The organism is Kocuria tytonis, assembly GCF_003226895.2.
In the GTDB taxonomy this organism is placed as follows: domain Bacteria; phylum Actinomycetota; class Actinomycetes; order Actinomycetales; family Micrococcaceae; genus Kocuria; species Kocuria tytonis.
This window is the reverse complement of record NZ_PNJG02000001.1, coordinates 1,150,600-1,166,552: the sequence shown is the minus strand read 5'-3', so window position 1 is coordinate 1,166,552 and position 15,953 is coordinate 1,150,600. Positions and strand designations below refer to the sequence as shown.

Below are 15,953 nucleotides of genomic sequence, written 5' to 3'. Positions count from 1 at the left end.
CCGTGCCAGGCTCCGTCCCGCCCGCACTGGCGAGGCGGAGCCTGGGCCGAGCCTCCTGGGCGGCGTGGTGACACCAGCGTCGGGGCGGCTGAGTACCCTCGGGAGGGTGATCACGCCCAGTCTGCTCTCCGCCACCACCGTCCTGCGGGTTCTCGCGCTGCGGGGCATGCAGCACCTGGTGGTGTCCCCGGGCTCCCGCTCCGCGCCGCTGGCCTACGCCGCGGCCGCCGCGCACGCGAGTGGCGCGTTCACCGTGCACGTGCGCATCGACGAGCGCGACGCCGCGTTCACCGCCCTCGGGATCGCGCGCTCCACGGGGTTGCCGTGCGCCGTCGTCACCACGAGCGGCACCGCCGTGGGTGAGTTGCTGCCCGCCGTCATGGAGGCCTCCCACGCGGGAGTGCCCGTGGTGGTGCTCAGCGCGGACCGGCCCCCGGAGCTGCGCGGCACCGGCGCCAACCAGACCACGCGGCAGCCCGGAATGTTCGCGAACTTCGTGCGGGCCGCAGTGGACCTGCTCCCGCCGCCCACCCCCGCAGCGGGCGAGCCCGCGGACGCCACGGGAACAACCGGGTGCCCCCGGACCGCGGCCCTGGTGGAGCCCGTGCTCGCGGCGCTGGGCGGTGACGAGCGCACCCCGCCCGGCCCGGTGCACGTGAACGTGGCCCTGCGGGACCCCCTGTTCCCCGGTTCCGACGCGGACCACGAACACCTCACGGCCTGGGCGCAGGACCTCGCGGCGGAGCTGCACCGCGCCGGCGTCCCGGAGCCCACGGCCCACCCGTGGTCCGTCATGGCGGAACCCTTCCTGCCCGCAGGCTCCGCAGCTTCCACAGGCCCCGCAGGCCCGGCAAACCCCGCAGATCCGGAAGGCGTCCAGCGGGCGCCCGGTTCCGCAGAACGGGTGGTGCCGGACGAGTCCGCCGGGGCCGGGCAGGCCGGTGGAGCGCACGGGACCCACGGGCCCACCGCCCCCGCCCTCGGCTCTGCCGCACCGCGCGGTGGTGCTCCCGCTGCCGAGGGCACCTCGCACCCCGTGGTCCTCGCTGGCGACGGCGCCGGGGCCGCCACCGCGCGCTTCGCCCTGGAGCACGGGCTGCCGCTGCTGGCGGAACCCTCCTCGAACGCGCGCAGCGGGGACGCGGCCATCGCCTCCTACGAGAGCCTGCTGGAGACCCGGCTCGGGCGACGGATCGACACCTTGGTCCTGGTGGGCCGCCCCACCCTCAGCCGCACGGTCGCCGCCCTGCTCAGGCGGGAGCACGTCCGGGTGGTGGCGGTGCGGCCGGACCCGGCGCCGTGGTTCGAGAGCGGTCGGCGCCCCGAGACCGAGGTGGGCGGCTTCGAGGAGGCCGCGAGCGCCGTCGGCACTGCCGAACCCGGGTGGCTGGAGGCGTGGCGCGACGCGGGGGGCGTCGCCGACGCCGCCGTGCTGCGCCGCGCCGACTCGCAGCACGAGCTGACCCGCCTGCACGTAGCCCGGGCGGTTTGGGACGCGAGCTGCGAGGACGGGTCGGTGCTCGTGGTGGGCTCGTCCACCATCGTGCGGGACGTGGACCTCGTGGCCCGCGCCGGGCAGCCGCTCCCCGTGGTGGCCAACAGGGGGCTCGCGGGGATCGACGGGACCGTGGCCACCGCCCACGGCGTGGGCCTCGGAACCGGGCGCCCCGTGCGCGCGGTGATGGGGGACCTCACCTTCCTGCACGACGCCGGGGGGCTGCTCCTGGGCGACGGCGAACAGGTCCCGGACGTGCACCTGGTGGTGGTCAACGACTCCGGTGGCGGGATCTTCCAGACCCTGGAGCACGGGGGCCTGGGGCTCGACGCGCGGTACGCCGCCACGGTGGAGCGGTTCTTCGGGACCCCGCACCGCGCGGGTATCGCGGAGCTGTGCGCGGCGTACGGCGTGGAGCACGTGCGCGCGGGCACGGCCATCGAACTCACCGCGGCCCTCGCCGCACCCGTGGTGGGGCGGCGGGTGGTGGAGGTGGTCCTGGAGCGGCAGACGCTGCGGGAGTTCAACGCAGCGGCCCGGGAAGCGGGCGCCCGCGCGGCGGAGGAGCACCTGGCACGCGGCTGACCCGCCTCCCGGGGTGGGGAACGCCCGGGGCCACTCGCTAGCATGGCGGCATGAGTGAACAGACTTCCCAGCAGAACCCCGTCCGCACCGCACTGGTCACGGGCGCGACCCGCGGCATCGGCCGCGCCGTGGCCCGCGACCTCGCGAAGGACCACGTGGTGTTCGTGGGCGGGCGCTCGGAGCAGGACGTGGAGCGGCTGCGCGAGGAACTCTCCGGGGTGGGCCCCGGGACCCGGCCCTTCGTGGCGGACGTCACCTCCGACGAGCAGGTGGCCGCGGCGTGGGAGCCCCTGGCGCGGGAGTTCCCGGGACTGCACGTGCTGGTGCACTCCGCCGGGATCGCCCCGCAGTCCACGGTGGCGGACGCCCCGCGCGAGATGTGGGAGCAGATCTTCGACGTCAACGTGGTGTCCGTGGCGCAGCTGACCCGACTCACCCTGCCGCACCTGCGTGCCGCCGGTGGTGACGTGGTGGCCATCAACTCCGGGTCCGGCTTCACCTCCCGCGCGTCCTCCGCGCTGTACTCGGGCACCAAGTTCGCGCTGCGCGCGCTCACGGATGCGCTGCGGGAGGAGGAGCGCGAGCACGGCGTGCGCGTGTCCTCGGTGCACCCCGGGCGCGTGGCCACGGACATGCAGCGAGAGCTGCACGAGTACATGGGCCAGGAGTACCGCCCCGAGGACTGGATCCAGCCCGAGCAGATCGCCGCGGCGGTGCGCATGGCGGTGGACGCCGAACGCGCCTCGGCGGTGGAGGTCGTCTCGGTGCGACCCTCCGGGATGCGCTGACCGGGCGGGGCTAAACGCCCATCCACTCGGCCTTGAGGGAGTCCGCGGTCCCGTCACGCGTGATCCGCTCCAGCGTGCGGTTCACGGCGTCCAGGATCTCCGTGTTGCCCTTCTTCACGGCCACCCCGAGGTTCTCGTTGGTGTCCACGGTCTGCACCAGACGGAAGTCGGGATGCTCCCTGGCCTGCCGGGACAGCGTGGAGATGTTGCCCGACACGGCCTTGACCTTGCCGGAGCCCAGCGCCCGGAACATCAGGTCCGCGTCCTCGTACTCCCGGACCGTGAGCTTCCTGTCACTGGCGTACTGCGCTCCCGAGGTGGCCCGCTGGACCCCCACGGTCCGTGTGCCCACCGCAGCGAAACCGGTGATCCCGGAGTCCTTGGTGGTGAGCAGGGCGATCTGGTCGTTGAAGTACGGTTCGGAGAAGTCCACGGCCCTGCGCCGCGCGGGCGTGATGGTGATCCCGGAGATGGCGGCGTCGCACCGCCCCTCGTCCAGGGCCGCACCGGACTCCAGGGTGTGGAAGTCCGCGCGGACCACCCGCATGGTCCTGCCCATGTCCCGGGCGATCTCCTGCCCCAGGGACATGTCGAATCCCACGGTCTCGCCGTCGCGCTCGAACTCGAACGGGGCGTACGGCGAGTTGGTGCACACCGTGAACGTGCCCGGGCCCTGACTCGCCCGTGCGTCGTCGTCCGACGTGCTCCCGCACCCCGCGAGGGCGACGCCCGCGGTGCAGACGGCGGCGAGCGCGGACGCGAACCGGCGCGGAGCGGGCATGGGTACTCCTCGTTGAGCGGGCCTGAACCTGGGGCGATCGTACTACGCACCCCACCCGGAGGGGTGCCGGCCCGCGGCTGGCCCGGCGTCACCGGGCGGGCAGCGACTCCAGCATGGGCCGCAGCTTGGCCCAGGTCTCGGCGAGCTCGGCCCGCGGATCGGACTCCGCCACGATCCCGCAGCCGGCGCTCACGCGGGCGGTGTGTCCGTCCAGCTGGACGGCCCCGCGCAGGGCGATGCCCCACTCGCCGTTCCCGGCGCCGTCGAGCCATCCCACGGGTCCGGCGTAGAGCCCGCGGTCCATGCGCTCGAGGTCCTCGATGACCGCGCCGGCCGTCTCGGTGGGGGTCCCGCACACCGCCGCCGTGGGGTGCACGGCCTCCGCGAGCTCCAGCGCGGAGGGCAGGGTCCCGTCCACGCCGGCGCGCAGCCGGGCGGTGACGTCCGAGGCCAGGTGCCACACGTTGGGCAGCGCCAGGATGAAGGGGTGCTCGCCGCCCGAGACCTCGTCCGCGTACGGGGAGAGACCCGCGATCAGCGAGTCCACGGCGAAGCGGTGCTCGCGCTGCTGCTTCTCGGAGCCACCCAGCTCGGTCACCGCGAAGTCCTCGGGGTTCGCGCCCTCGGGCAGGTCCTGGCGGTCCAGGGTCCCCGCGAGCACGCGCGCCGAGGCCGTCCCGCGGTGCACGCGGACGAGCATCTCGGGGGTCGCGCCCAGCAGCCGCCCGGCGCCTCCGGGGGCGTCGTGCTCCGCACCCAGCCGCACGCAGTACGTCCAGCACGTGGCGAAGCGGTCGCTGAGCCGCCCCAGCACCGCACCGAGGTCGATGGGCTCCCCGGTGTCCACCACCACGTCCCGCGCGAGCACGAGCTTGTCCAGCTCGCCCGCACGGATCATGCCCACGCCGTCCGCCACGGCGGCCATCCAGCGCTCCTCGTCCAGCGCGCCGGGCACGGCCGTGGGGTACGACGACGCCGCGGCGCCGGCCGCTGCACCCCTGCCCGTCCCCGCGCCCCCCGCGCCGGTGGGGGCGAGGCGTGCGAGGCGCTGCCAGGCGGCGTCGACGTCCCCGGGCGTGGGGGCGGCGGTGCCGTCCGAGATCAGGGTGAGCCAGGCGGCGTCGTCCGAGGTGCCGATCACGAGCTCCGGGACCATGAGCCCGGACTCCACCGTGGAGGACGGCGCGAACGCGAACGCGCCGAAGCCCACCAGTCCGGTGCCCGGCCGGTCCACCCGGTCCATCACGGCCGCGTCCTGGCTCACGGCGTCCCACCACACGCGGGCGGAGGTGAACCGCGTGCCGCCGCGGACCCGGAAGGACGCGGCGCGTCCGAGCCCCACGAGACCGCGGCCGCGCATGATCCACGTGGCCGGGTCCTCGCTCGCCAGCAGCCGGCGCACGTCTGGATCACGCGCGAAGTCCGCGGCCGAGGGGACCTCCGAGAGGGGCAGCGTGAGCGCGCTCAGGCGGGGCGCGGGGAACTCTGTTGTCATCGCCCACCAGCATAGGACGCGCCGGGCGGCCGGTCCGCCCGCGCCCGGGGAGAACCGCCCGTGAGCACGGGTACCCCGGCACGTGCCCGCCCCGGGCCGGTGCGCGCGTCACCCGGGCGGCGGGTGCGGTGCGGACGGCGTCGGAGGGCGGTGACACAATGAGCGGTGATTCGTCCGGGGGACGGCGCACCGAGTGGTGCGCGCCCCGCTGCCGAGAACGCGGAGGGCTGCGGCGCAGTGAAGGTCTTGATCAGCGGGGGTGGCCCCGCCGGTGCCACGGCGGCGTACTGGCTCGCGAGCCAGGGCATCCCCGTCACGGTGCTGGAGAAGTCCGGCTACCCCCGGGAGAAGGTGTGCGGGGACGGGCTCACACCGCGGGCCGTGCGGCAGCTGCGCCTCATGGGCCTGCCCCACGCGGAGGTGGACGGGTACGCCCGCAACCGCGGTCTGCGCCTCGTCGCCGCCGGGCGCACCGTGGAGTTCCCGTGGCCCGAGCTCAGCGACTTCCCCTCCTACGGACTCGTGCGCACGCGCGCCGGGTTCGACGAGGACCTCGTCCGGCATGCCCGGCGGGCCGGTGCCCGCGTGATCGAGCACCGCTCCGTGCGGGACGTGCTGCGGGACGGCACCGGGCGGGTGGTGGGAGTGCGCGCCACCGTGATGGACCCGGCCACCGGCCGGCGCACGGCCGAGACGGAGGAGTACCGGGCGGACCTCGTGCTCGCCGCGGACGGCAACTCCACGCGCACCGCGGTGGCCGCGGGGCTGCACCGGCGCACGGACCGCCCCATGGGCGTGGCCGTGCGCACCTACTACCTCTCCCCGCGCTCCGAGCTGGAGTGGATGGAGGGCTGGCTCGAGCTCGCGGACGGCTCCTCCCCGCAGCGCTCCCTGCTGCCCGGCTACGGCTGGGTGTTCGGCGTGGGGGACGGCACCGCGAACGTGGGCCTGGGCATCCTGGACACCTCACCCGCCTTCGGGACGCTCGACTACCGCTCGGTGCTGCGCGACTGGGCGGCCTCGATGCCCGCCGAGTGGCACTTCGACCCCGAGCACCAGGTGGGTCGCCCCGGTTCGGCCGCCCTGCCCATGGCCGGCAACCGCACCCCCCACTACGCCCCCGGGCTCATGCTCCTGGGCGACGCCGCCGGGCTGGTCTCCCCGTTCAACGGCGAGGGGATCTCCAACGCCATGGAGTCCGCGCTGTTCGCCGCCTCGTGCATCGTGGACGCCGCCGGGGCCAACGGCGCCCAGCAGCGAGAGAACGCCCTGGCCCGCTACCCGCAGCTCGTGCGCGCGGAGTGGGGGGCCCACTTCACGCAGGGGCGGGCGCTCGCCGAGCTCATCGGCCACCCCGCGGTCCTGTCCGCCGCCGTGCGCGCCGGGATGCACGTCCCGGCGCTGATGCGCTTCGCGGTCCACGTCATGACGGAGCTCTCGGACCGCCCCGCCCGAACCGCGGCGGACCGCGCCGTCGCGGTGCTGGATGCACTGACGCCCGCGTCGTGATTTGTCGATAGAGTGGTGGACCGTGACTGAACCCAGCCGCCTTGATGGCTCCCTGCGTCTGCCCGCAGGCTTCGAGCTCATTGCCCAGGATCCCCGCCTGGGTCCCCTCATGCTGCGTTCGCTCGAACGCGTGGAGGAACGGCTGGGGGAGGCCGTGCACGCCACGGACCGGCTCGCGGACGTCACCGCCCGCCACCTGCTGGCCGCCGGCGGCAAACGCGTGCGCCCGCTGCTCGCGCTGCTCGCCGCCGAGGTGGCCGGCAGCGTCAACGAGGACGTCATCGAGGCCGCCGTGGTGGTGGAACTGACCCACCTGGCCTCCCTCTACCACGACGACGTGATGGACTCCGCTCCCATGCGCCGCGGCGTGCAGACCGCGCACACCGTGTGGGGCAACACCGTGGCCATCCTCACCGGTGACATGATCTTCGCCCGCGCCTCCGCCCTGGTCTCCGCGCTGGGCCAGGAACCGCTGATGATCCAGGCCACCACGTTCGAGCGTCTCGTGATCGGGCAGCTGAAGGAGACCACGGGACCCGCCGAGCACGAGGACCCCGTGTCCCACTACGTGGACGTCCTCTCCGGCAAGACCGGCTCGCTCATCGCCGCGAGCGGACAGTACGGCGCGCTGCTGGGAGGCGCTCCCCGCTCCGTGGTGGAGCTGATGGTGGTCTACGGCGAGAAGGTGGGCCTCGCGTTCCAGCTCGCGGACGACATCATCGACCTCACCGGGCACCCGGACGTCTCCGGCAAGACCCGCGGCACGGACCTGCGCGAGGGCGTGGACACCCTCCCCGTGCTGCTGCTGCGCCGTGACGCCGCCGGCCCCGACCCCGCCGTCGCGGCCTCCGCACACCACGTCCTCCGTCTGATCGACGGAGACCTCACCGACGACGACGCCCTGGCCACCGCCGTGGCCGCCGTCTCGGACCACCCCGCAGCCGCCGAGGCCTGGCAGATCGCCAACCGGTGGGCGGACGAGGCCATCGCGGCCCTGGCACCACTCCAGGACTCCGTGGCCAAGGCAGCACTGATCGAATTCGCCCACGCGGTGGTACACCGCCACGGCTGAGTTCTCAGTAAACTTGAGGAATTCATCGGCCACTTGCGCGCCGTAGCCCGTCCTGGCGCGCCTGTGGGCACTCTTCCCGTGTGAGGTTCACCCATGTCCACAGAGAAACCACGTGGCGGCGCCGCCAAGGAAGCATTTTCCGGGCGCACCATGTTCATCTTCGCCGCGATCGGCTCCGCCGTCGGTCTCGGCAACATCTGGCGCTTCCCGTACGTCGCGTTCGACAACGGCGGCGGCGCCTTCATGATCCCCTACCTGGTGGCACTGCTCACCGCCGGCATCCCGCTGCTCATGCTGGACTACGCCATCGGTCACCGGTACCGCGGGTCCGCGCCGCTGTCCTTCCGCCGCCTGCACCCCAAGCTGGAGACCATCGGGTGGTGGCAGCTGTGCATCTGCGTGGTGATCGCGATCTACTACGCGCTGATCATCGGCTGGGCCATGCAGTACACCGTGTTCTCCTTCGGCAAGGTCTGGGGCGATGATCCAGCGTCCTTCTTCATGAAGGACTACATGAGGGTCTCCGACCAGGTGACCATCGGCTTCGACTTCATCTGGCCCGTGTTCATCGCCACCGCCATCGCCTGGCTCGTGCTGCTGGTGGTGCTCATGCTGGGCGTGCAGAACGGCATCGGCAAGATGAACGTGGTGCTGATCCCGCTGCTCGTGGTCATGTTCCTCATCATGGTGGGCATGGCCCTGACCCTGCCGGGTGCCGCCAAGGGGCTGGACGCGCTGTTCACCCCGTCCTGGGGCGCCCTGGCGGACTCCTCCGTGTGGGTGGCCGCGTACGGGCAGATCTTCTTCTCCCTGTCCGTGGGCTTCGGCATCATGGTCACCTACGCGTCCTACCTCAAGCCCCGCTCGGACCTCTCCGGCTCCGCCCTGGTGGTGGGATTCGCCAACTCGTCCTTCGAGCTGCTCGCGGGCATCGGCGTGTTCGCCGCCCTGGGCTTCATGGCCAACGCCTCCGGGACCCAGGTGGCGGACGTGGCCACCTCCGGCATCGGCCTCGCGTTCATCGCGTTCCCGGCCATCATCTCCCAGGCGCCGTTCGGCACCCTGATCGGCGTGCTGTTCTTCGGGGCCCTGGCCTTCGCGGGGTTCACGTCGCTGATCTCCATCGTGGAGGTCATCGTGGCCGGCGTCCGCGACAAGCTGGGGCTCTCCCGCCCCGCGGCCGTGTCCCTGGTGGTCATCCCGCTGGCGGCCCTGTCCCTGCTGTTCTTCCCCACCACCACGGGTCTGAACCTGCTGGACGTGGTGGACTCGTTCGTGAACAACTTCGGCATCGTGACCGCGGCCCTGATCTCGGTCATGCTGCTCTCGGCCGGCTTCACGGCGCTGCCCACCCTGCGCGACCACATCAACTCGGTCTCGTCCTTCAAGCTGGGCCGCACCTGGATGATCATGGCGGGCGGCATCACGCCGCTGATCCTGGGCTACATCCTCATCGACCAGGTCACCAAGACCGCGTCCGAGGGCTACAACGACATGCCGCAGTGGTTCGTCAACACGTTCGGCTGGGGCATGGCCGCGGCGCTCGTGGTGATCGCGTTCCTGCTGTCCCGCCTGCCGTGGAGCAGGCGCACCGCGGAGGCCTTCACCAGCCCGGCACCGGCCATCCAGGACGCGTACCTGGACCGCAAGGCCATCGCCCGCCACGACCCCCTGACCCACTACACCGGCACCGCCGGTCGGACCGCCGCGCTGGACCAGGACTTCTCCCTGCGGGCGATCGACCGCGGCACCGTGGTGCGCAAGGACGCACCGTGGGCCCACTCGGCGGGGGAGAACGTCCCCGACGGCGCCGATCGTGCTCAGTCCCGTCCAGCCACCGGTTCACAGTCCCGCCCCACCGAAGGAGAACTCTCATGAGCTCCACCGCAGTCATCATGATGGTCGTGGCCATGGTCATGGTGTGGGGCGGGCTGCTGCTCGCTCTCGTCAACATCAAGCGCTCCCCGGAAGAGGTGGACGAGCTCGACACCCCGTCGGACGCCGAGCACGCCGCGGACCGGGACGGTTCCGCGTCCACCGCGGCGACCGCCGGCACCGAACCGGAACGGGACCGCGTCTGATCCCCGGCACCACACGGTGAAGGCCACCCCCGGCATCTCGTCGGGGGTGGCCTTTTCCGTGGGACGCAGCCCGCAGCCGGCAGCCGGCAAGCGCGTAAGCCGGCAGCCCACAGCCCACAGCCGGCAAGCCCACAAGCCCCGTAGCCTTCAGCCGACAGCCCGCAAGCCCCAGCCGGGGCAGCCCGCAGCTTACGGCCCGAAGCCCACCGCCCACGCCGTGCCGGGTGTCCGGCGGGGCCGGAACCGGGCGGCGGTGCCAGGGCCGTGCCAGGACCGGGTCAGCGGCGGGGGAGCCGGGGCGCGCGAGGGGCGCGGACGGCGTCGAGCACCAGCAGCACCACGGCGCACCACACGAGCCCGAAACCGGCCCAGCGCTCGGGCGGCATCGCCTCGTGGAACAGCGCGGTGGCCAGGATGAACTGGCCGATGGGTGCCACGTACTGGATCATGCCCACGGTGCTCAGCGGCAGGCGGGACGCGGCGGCACCGAACAGCAGCAGGGGCACGGCGGTGATGACGCCCGCCGAGAGCATGAGCAGCAAGTGCCCGGGACCCTCGGAGACCAGGGTGATGCCGCCGTGGGCACCCAGGAGCGCCACGGCCACCAGGGCCAGCGGGGTGATCATCGTGGTCTCGGCCGCCAGCGTGACCAGGGCCGGGTAGCGGGCGCCCAGGCGGGACTTCACGAGACCGTAGAAGCCGAACGAGAACGCGAGCCCCAGGGACAGCCAGGGGACGGCGCCGTAGAACACGGACATCACCAGCACCGCCACGATCCCCACTCCCAGGGCGGCCCACTGCAGCGGACGCAGCTTCTCGTGCAGCACGAGCACGCCCAGCAGGATGGCCACGAGCGGGTTGATGAAGTACCCCAGGGAGGCCTCGAGGGTGCGCCCGGTGGTGGCGGCCACGGTGTACAGCAGCCAGTTCCCGGCGATCAGCACACCGGCCACGCTCAGCGCGAGCACGGCCTGCCCGTCCCGGAACACCCGGAGGAACTGCCGCAGCCCGCGGGTCACGGCGAGCAGCAGCAGGCAGAACACGAGCGAGAAGAGGATGCGCATGGCCACGATCTCGTACGGACCGGCCGGGGCCAGCAGCACGAAGTACAGGGGCAGCAGCCCCCAGATGGCGTAGGCGCCGAAGCCGTAACCGACTCCGGCCCGGACCCGACTCTGGTGGTCGGGATCCGGGCCGGGGCTCAAGGTGTCAGTCACCGGAGCATCGTACCGCCGGTGCGTTCGCCTCAGGAACGCGGGGCGGCGCTCACAGGTCGAAGAAGCGGCTCAGGAAGCCGCGCTTCTTCTTGCCCTTGCGCTCGGCCTGCTCGTTCGTCTCGACCTCCTCGCCGTCCACCACGGCGGGGGCGGAGAGGTCGTCGTCCGCAGCACCGGGGCCGGCCACGGTCTCGCGGTCCACCACCTCCTCGTGGGCCACCCGTTCCTCGCGGACGGGGTGCTCCTCGGCCGCGGGGGCCGGTGCTGCGCGATCCGCGTCCCGCGTCGTCTCCGCCGGCACGTCGTCGGGTGCGCCCGGCTGGGTGGCGGCGAACTCGGGGTCCGGGATGCGGGACATGGCCGTGGTGTCCGGGTGCGGGGAGGCCTGCGGTCCGGCGGTGGCGGCGCCGTCCTGCGGGCCGGGCAGCACGGTGGTCTCCACCCGACCCGGTTCGGCGGGCCCGGGGGTGGGCTCCTGGTCGAAGGGCAGGTCCGCGTCCCGCACCTGGCTCGCGGGGACGGCCACGTCCCCCTCGGGCTGCGCGGGCTCCGGGGCCTCGATCTCCTCGGGGGACAGCTCGCTGGGCAGTGGCTGCTCCTCGGCGGCCGGGGCGGACGACGCCGCTGCGGCGGCCTCCTCACGCTCGCGCCGCTTGCGCTCCGCGGCCTCGGCGCGCTGCTGCGCACCCAGCTGCTCGGCCCGTCCGCCGGCCGCCCGGCGGTCCTCCAACAGGGCCTCGCGGTGGGTCTGCGCCTGGCGCTCGAGCTCGCGCAGCTCGTCCTCGCCCACGGCGGGCTCGGCGGGCTCCACACCCGTGATCTGGTGCTCGTCGAACCAGAACCGCTGGGCGCCGTCGTGGACCGTGACCACGCAGGTGGCGTCCGTGTCCCACTCCACGTGGGCGCCGCGCAGCTTGGCGTAGCTGGCCACCGCCAGGTTGTGGTCCACCGCGGTGTCCGTGGTGAGGGACTCCCCGATGACCTGCATCATGCGCTGCTCCGTGAGCCGCGGCAGCTCGAACTGCGGGCCGTCCAGCAGCAGCCACGCGGTGATGTTCCCACCGGCGCGCGCGGGGTAGTGGGCGTACAGGCCCGTGGCGGCCTTCGCGGCCAGGGTCAGGCGGCGCGCCAGTCCCTCCTGCAGGGGCAGCTCGTCCGTGGTCAGCTCCGCGACGCCGTGGCGCTCACCCGTCTGCCTGGTCTGCACCGCGGCGGAGACCACCTGGGGGTCGAAGTGGCCCAGCTCCTGCCACGACCAAACGAACGAACCGCGCGCGGCGGACTCCGTGCCCAGCAGGTACGGGGTCAGGGTGACCGGCGGCTCGGTGCGCAGGGTGAACGACGGCGCGGAGAAGTCCACGTCCCAATCCGCACCCTGGGACAGCTCGGCCAGCACCGCCTGGTATTCGGTGGAGATGAAGATCGACGCGTCGATCAGCTCCTGCAGAGTTTTCGTCATGATCCCAGGCTAACAACTGGTGCAGGCCCCCACGGCCCGCGTCCGGGGCCGGGGCGTGCTCGGGGCCGCGCGTCGTCCGGCTGACACGACCGGGCCCGTTGGTGCGGCGGACGCGACCGGGGCGACGGTGCGGCGTCGTGCCCGGGGCGACGGTGCGGCGGACGCGACCGGGGTGACCGTGCGGCGTCGTGCCCGGGGTGACCGTGCGGCGTCGTGCCCGGGGTGACGGGGCGCACATTGGTTAGGCTGGGCGTGCGCGCGGCCCGGAGCCGTCCGGGGAGCCGCGCACCCCCACCACCACCGGGCCCGGTGCGACCGGGTCGAAGGGACACTGACGCGCCATGAGCTCTGCACCCCAGTCCGCATCCGACACCCCCGCCCGCAGCGAACGGGAGCTCGTCTCCCGGGTGGGCGAGTGGGTGATGTCCGTGCTGCGCACCGAGCCGGGGTGGGACTCCATGCTCGTGGAGTTCAAGCCCCAGGGCGGCAGGGTGCACCTGCGCGTGGTCGAGAACCGCGGCGGCACCGTGATCCCCGGAGCGGCCGGTCCCGTCAAGGAGGACAGCTCCGTGCTGGAGCTCATCTCCGAGCTGCAGCGTAGCTGCCACGTCCCGGGGCGGGGGAGCTGGTTCTCCGCGGCCGTGACGCTCGTGGCGCAGGGCTGGCCCGAGCCGACCCTGCACACGAGCGCCTCCTACCACTTCGAGGACATGCCCCACACCTACGCGCAGGAGGGCCCGTACACCGGCGCGGACGTCCTGGCCCAGCTGAGCGAGTTCCCGCGCACGCAGGAGCGCACGCCCCTGTGGGCCGTGGAGCTGGCCGAGAGCGCGGGTCTCACCCTGCCGTACGCGGACCCCGCCGAGGACGAGTCCCACGGTGACGTCCACCCCCGGCTGCGGGCCGCCGCCGAGGCGTACGTGCGGGAGCCGGGCGAGCGCGCCCTGGCCGGGGCCCTGCGCGAGGCGCTGGCGGGCACGGTGCTGCTGGACGTCTCCGGTTCGCAGCTCGTCCCCGCGGCGGACGGCCAGCCGGTGGGCCCGGAGTCCCACATCCGGGTGCAGACGGTCTCCCAGCCGGACGGCCGGCGCGCCCTGGCGGTCTACACCGCCGCGGACGAGGCCCGGGAGATGTTCTCGCGCAGCAGCCAGGACACCGAGCGCACCGAGCCCATCCTGCTGCGCCAGCGCGCCAGCGCCGTGCTGGCCATGGTCGCGCAGGACCCGCAGTACCACGAGATCGTGGTGGATCCCGCGTCCGAGCACGCCCTGCGCATCCCGCGGGAGCAGATCGAGTGGGTGGCGCGTTCACCCCACAACGAACCCCTGAAGCAGGCGCTGCTGGACGACAACATGGCCAACGTGCTGGGTGCGCTGTTCAACCCGGACGGCCACCTGATGCTCGGGACCCGGGACGAGGGGGAGAACACCATCCCGGTGATGGTCAGGCCCGAGCAGGAGGGTGCCGCGCCCGACACCCTGCTGGTCTTCACCTCCGCCGCCGAGGTGGCCGCCCTGGACCCCGCCCTGACCGTGCGCTCCGCACCGTCCCGGCAGATCCTCGAGTTCGCGTTGGACGCGGGGGCCGCGGCCATCTGCCTCAATGCCATGGCCCCGGTGGCCACGCTGCCCACCGAGCAGCTGCGCGAGATGCTCGAGCTCATCGGCCGGCGCGAGGAGGGCGACGCCGCTGGGCAGGGCGGCACACCCGCACAGGACGGCTCCTCCGAGCAGAGTGCCGCCTCCGCGCCGGGCGGCGCGGGACAGGACGACGTCGTCGGGCAGGGCAGTGCGGCGGACCGGGACGACCGCCCGGAAGACGCCGGGCACTAGAGCGCACCAGGACGACGAACAGGCCCCGTACCCGCCGGAGCGGGTGCGGGGCCTGTTCACGTGGTCAGCGGCGCGCGGGGCGCGCGCTCACCGGTGCGGCTCAGATGCCGTAGGCGTCCGTGCCGGCGTTGCGGGCCTCGGCCTCGCGGACGCGGCGACCGAGATCGGCGTCGACCTTCTCCCAGTACTGGAAGGCGGCCTCCTTGATGGTCGGGTCCGTGACGTCGCCGATGTGCCCGGCGATGTTCTCCACGGTCTCGGCCTTCTCCTCGTCGTTGAAGACCTCGCGGTAGAGGGTCCCGGCCTGACCGAAGTCGTCGTCCTCGGAGTGCAGGGTCGCGGCGGTGCGCAGCAACTCACCGTCGGACTCCCAGCGCATGTCGTCCGCCGCGGCCGGACCCGCACCGGCCACGGGCCCGCCCTTGGTGTTGGGCGCGTAGACCGGCTGGTTCGGGTGCTTGAACGTGTACCGCATGGGGCCGTCGTGCGAGTACGAGTTCTGCTCGGAACGGTACGGGAAGTTCACGGGCAGGTCCGCGAAGTTCGCGCCGATGCGGTGACGGTGCGTGTCCGGGTAGGAGAACACGCGGGTCATGAGCATCTTGTCCGGGGAGATCTCCACACCGGGAACGGTGTTGCTGGGGGAGAACGCCGCCTGCTCGATCTGCGCGAAGTAGTTCAGCGGGTTCTGGTTCAGCGTGAACTTGCCCACCTTGATGCGGGGGTAGTCCTTCTTGGAGATCGTCTTGGTGACGTCGAAGGGGTTGAACCGGTAGGTCTTGGCGTCCTCGTACGGCATGACCTGCACGTACATGGTCCAGGACGGGAACTCGCCCTTCTCGATCGAGTCGAAGAGGTCGCGGCGGTGCGCATCGGCGTCCTTGCCCGCGATCTCCTCGGCCTCGGCGCCGGTGAGACCCTCGGTGCCCTGGTCGGAGACGAAGTGGTACTTGATCCAGAAGCGCTCGCCGGCCTCGTTGCTCCACTGGTAGGTGTGGGAGCCGTAGCCGTTCATGTGGCGGTAGGACTTGGGGATGCCGCGGGGGCCCATCAGGTAGGTCACCTGGTGGGCGGACTCGGGCGACTGGGTCCAGAAGTCCCACTGCATGGTGTTGTCACGCATGCCGGAACCGGGCAGACGCTTCTGCGAGTGGATGAAGTCCGGGAACTTGATGCCGTCGCGGACGAAGAAGATCGGGGTGTTGTTGCCCACGATGTCCAGGTTGCCCTCGGTGGTGTAGAACTTCAGGGCGAAGCCGCGGGGGTCGCGCCAGGTGTCCGGGGAGCCCTGCTCGCCGGCCACGGTGGAGAAGCGGGCCAGCATGGGGGTCTTGGTGCCGGGCTGGAACACGGCCGCCTTGGTGTACCGGGAGACGTCCTCGGTGATCTCGAGCTCGCCGAAGGCGCCGGCGCCCTTGGCGTGGACCACGCGCTCGGGGACGCGCTCGCGGTCGAAGGCCGCCAGCTTCTCCACGAGGTAGGAGTCGTGCAGCACGATGGGGCCGTCCGCGCCCACGCTCAGCGAGTGCGCATCGGCGTTGGGGGCAACCGGCAGGCCCTCCTGGGTGGTCGTGAACGACCCGGTCTCGCGCAGGCCGCGCTCGTGGGCAGTGGTGTCAGACATGGTTCCTCCTGGGTG

12 protein-coding genes are annotated in these 15,953 nt (G+C 72.8%); 7 read left to right on the top strand and 5 right to left on the bottom strand.

Translation table 11 applies throughout. The features are described 5' to 3' along the window. Positions 1-106 precede the first annotated feature (106 nt). Together menD and C1C97_RS05215 are read left to right on the top strand one after the other, a co-directional pair. The gene (gene menD, locus C1C97_RS05220; protein WP_121030309.1) at positions 107-2,080 is read left to right on the top strand and encodes a 2-succinyl-5-enolpyruvyl-6-hydroxy-3-cyclohexene-1-carboxylate synthase; all 1,974 of its coding nucleotides are present in this window, start codon (positions 107-109) and stop codon (positions 2,078-2,080) included. A gap of 50 nt (positions 2,081-2,130) precedes the next feature. Then, entirely contained in the window at positions 2,131-2,868 is a 738-nt protein-coding gene (locus C1C97_RS05215; RefSeq protein WP_121030307.1) for an SDR family oxidoreductase, read from the top strand. A gap of 10 nt (positions 2,869-2,878) precedes the next feature. On the opposite strand, the gene C1C97_RS05210 is transcribed toward C1C97_RS05215, so the two are convergent. Continuing rightward, positions 2,879-3,649, bottom strand: a complete 771-nt coding sequence (locus C1C97_RS05210; RefSeq protein WP_121030305.1) for an ABC transporter substrate-binding protein — start codon at positions 3,647-3,649, stop codon at positions 2,879-2,881. Between the two features lie 88 nt (positions 3,650-3,737). Further along, on the bottom strand, positions 3,738-5,144 hold the full coding sequence (locus tag C1C97_RS05205) for an isochorismate synthase (RefSeq protein ID WP_121030303.1): 1,407 nt from the start codon (positions 5,142-5,144) through the stop codon (positions 3,738-3,740). Positions 5,145-5,381: 237 nt separating this feature from the next. Between C1C97_RS05205 and C1C97_RS05200 the strand changes: the two genes are divergently transcribed. The 4 genes from C1C97_RS05200 (at position 5,382) to C1C97_RS05185 (ending at position 9,806) form a co-directional block, all read left to right on the top strand. Beyond that, a complete protein-coding gene (locus C1C97_RS05200; protein ID WP_121030301.1) occupies positions 5,382-6,653 on the top strand; it encodes an NAD(P)/FAD-dependent oxidoreductase in 1,272 nt (423 codons plus the stop codon). Positions 6,654-6,675: 22 nt separating this feature from the next. Beyond that, entirely contained in the window at positions 6,676-7,725 is a 1,050-nt protein-coding gene (locus C1C97_RS05195; RefSeq protein ID WP_407657248.1) for a polyprenyl synthetase family protein, read from the top strand. Positions 7,726-7,818: 93 nt separating this feature from the next. Continuing rightward, positions 7,819-9,603, top strand: coding sequence for a sodium-dependent transporter (locus tag C1C97_RS05190; RefSeq protein ID WP_110920278.1), 1,785 nt, complete (start codon positions 7,819-7,821; stop codon positions 9,601-9,603). Next, positions 9,600-9,806 carry a methionine/alanine import family NSS transporter small subunit gene (locus C1C97_RS05185; protein WP_110920277.1) on the top strand — a complete coding sequence of 69 codons (207 nt, stop codon included), beginning with the start codon at positions 9,600-9,602 and terminating at the stop codon, positions 9,804-9,806. The genes C1C97_RS05190 and C1C97_RS05185 overlap by 4 nt, the downstream gene beginning before the upstream one ends. Before the next feature lie 278 nt (positions 9,807-10,084). Here the strand turns inward: C1C97_RS05185 and rarD are convergent, their stop codons facing one another. Further along, positions 10,085-11,023 carry an EamA family transporter RarD gene (gene rarD, locus C1C97_RS05180; RefSeq protein WP_121030299.1) on the bottom strand — a complete coding sequence of 313 codons (939 nt, stop codon included), beginning with the start codon at positions 11,021-11,023 and terminating at the stop codon, positions 10,085-10,087. A gap of 49 nt (positions 11,024-11,072) precedes the next feature. After that, positions 11,073-12,482, bottom strand: a complete 1,410-nt coding sequence (locus tag C1C97_RS05175) for a DUF6882 domain-containing protein (RefSeq protein ID WP_121030297.1) — start codon at positions 12,480-12,482, stop codon at positions 11,073-11,075. A gap of 341 nt (positions 12,483-12,823) precedes the next feature. Here C1C97_RS05175 and C1C97_RS05170 point away from each other — a divergent pair, with 341 nt between their 5' ends. After that, on the top strand, positions 12,824-14,314 hold the full coding sequence (locus C1C97_RS05170; protein ID WP_121030295.1) for an SseB family protein: 1,491 nt from the start codon (positions 12,824-12,826) through the stop codon (positions 14,312-14,314). A 100-nt stretch (positions 14,315-14,414) separates the two neighbouring features. Here C1C97_RS05170 and C1C97_RS05165 read toward each other — a convergent pair whose 3' ends face one another. Beyond that, on the bottom strand, positions 14,415-15,938 hold the full coding sequence (locus tag C1C97_RS05165; RefSeq protein WP_110920273.1) for a catalase: 1,524 nt from the start codon (positions 15,936-15,938) through the stop codon (positions 14,415-14,417). Positions 15,939-15,953 lie beyond the last annotated feature (15 nt).

Coding starts and splice junctions, on each gene's coding strand:
- C1C97_RS05185 (WP_110920277.1), top strand. CDS start 9,600: ATGAGCTCCACCGCAGTCATCATGATGGTCGTGGCCATGGTCATGGTG.
- C1C97_RS05215 (WP_121030307.1), top strand. CDS start 2,131: ATGAGTGAACAGACTTCCCAGCAGAACCCCGTCCGCACCGCACTGGTC.
- C1C97_RS05175 (WP_121030297.1), bottom strand. CDS start 12,482: ATGACGAAAACTCTGCAGGAGCTGATCGACGCGTCGATCTTCATCTCC.
- C1C97_RS05205 (WP_121030303.1), bottom strand. CDS start 5,144: ATGACAACAGAGTTCCCCGCGCCCCGCCTGAGCGCGCTCACGCTGCCC.
- C1C97_RS05165 (WP_110920273.1), bottom strand. CDS start 15,938: ATGTCTGACACCACTGCCCACGAGCGCGGCCTGCGCGAGACCGGGTCG.
- C1C97_RS05170 (WP_121030295.1), top strand. CDS start 12,824: ATGAGCTCTGCACCCCAGTCCGCATCCGACACCCCCGCCCGCAGCGAA.
- C1C97_RS05190 (WP_110920278.1), top strand. CDS start 7,819: ATGTCCACAGAGAAACCACGTGGCGGCGCCGCCAAGGAAGCATTTTCC.
- C1C97_RS05210 (WP_121030305.1), bottom strand. CDS start 3,649: ATGCCCGCTCCGCGCCGGTTCGCGTCCGCGCTCGCCGCCGTCTGCACC.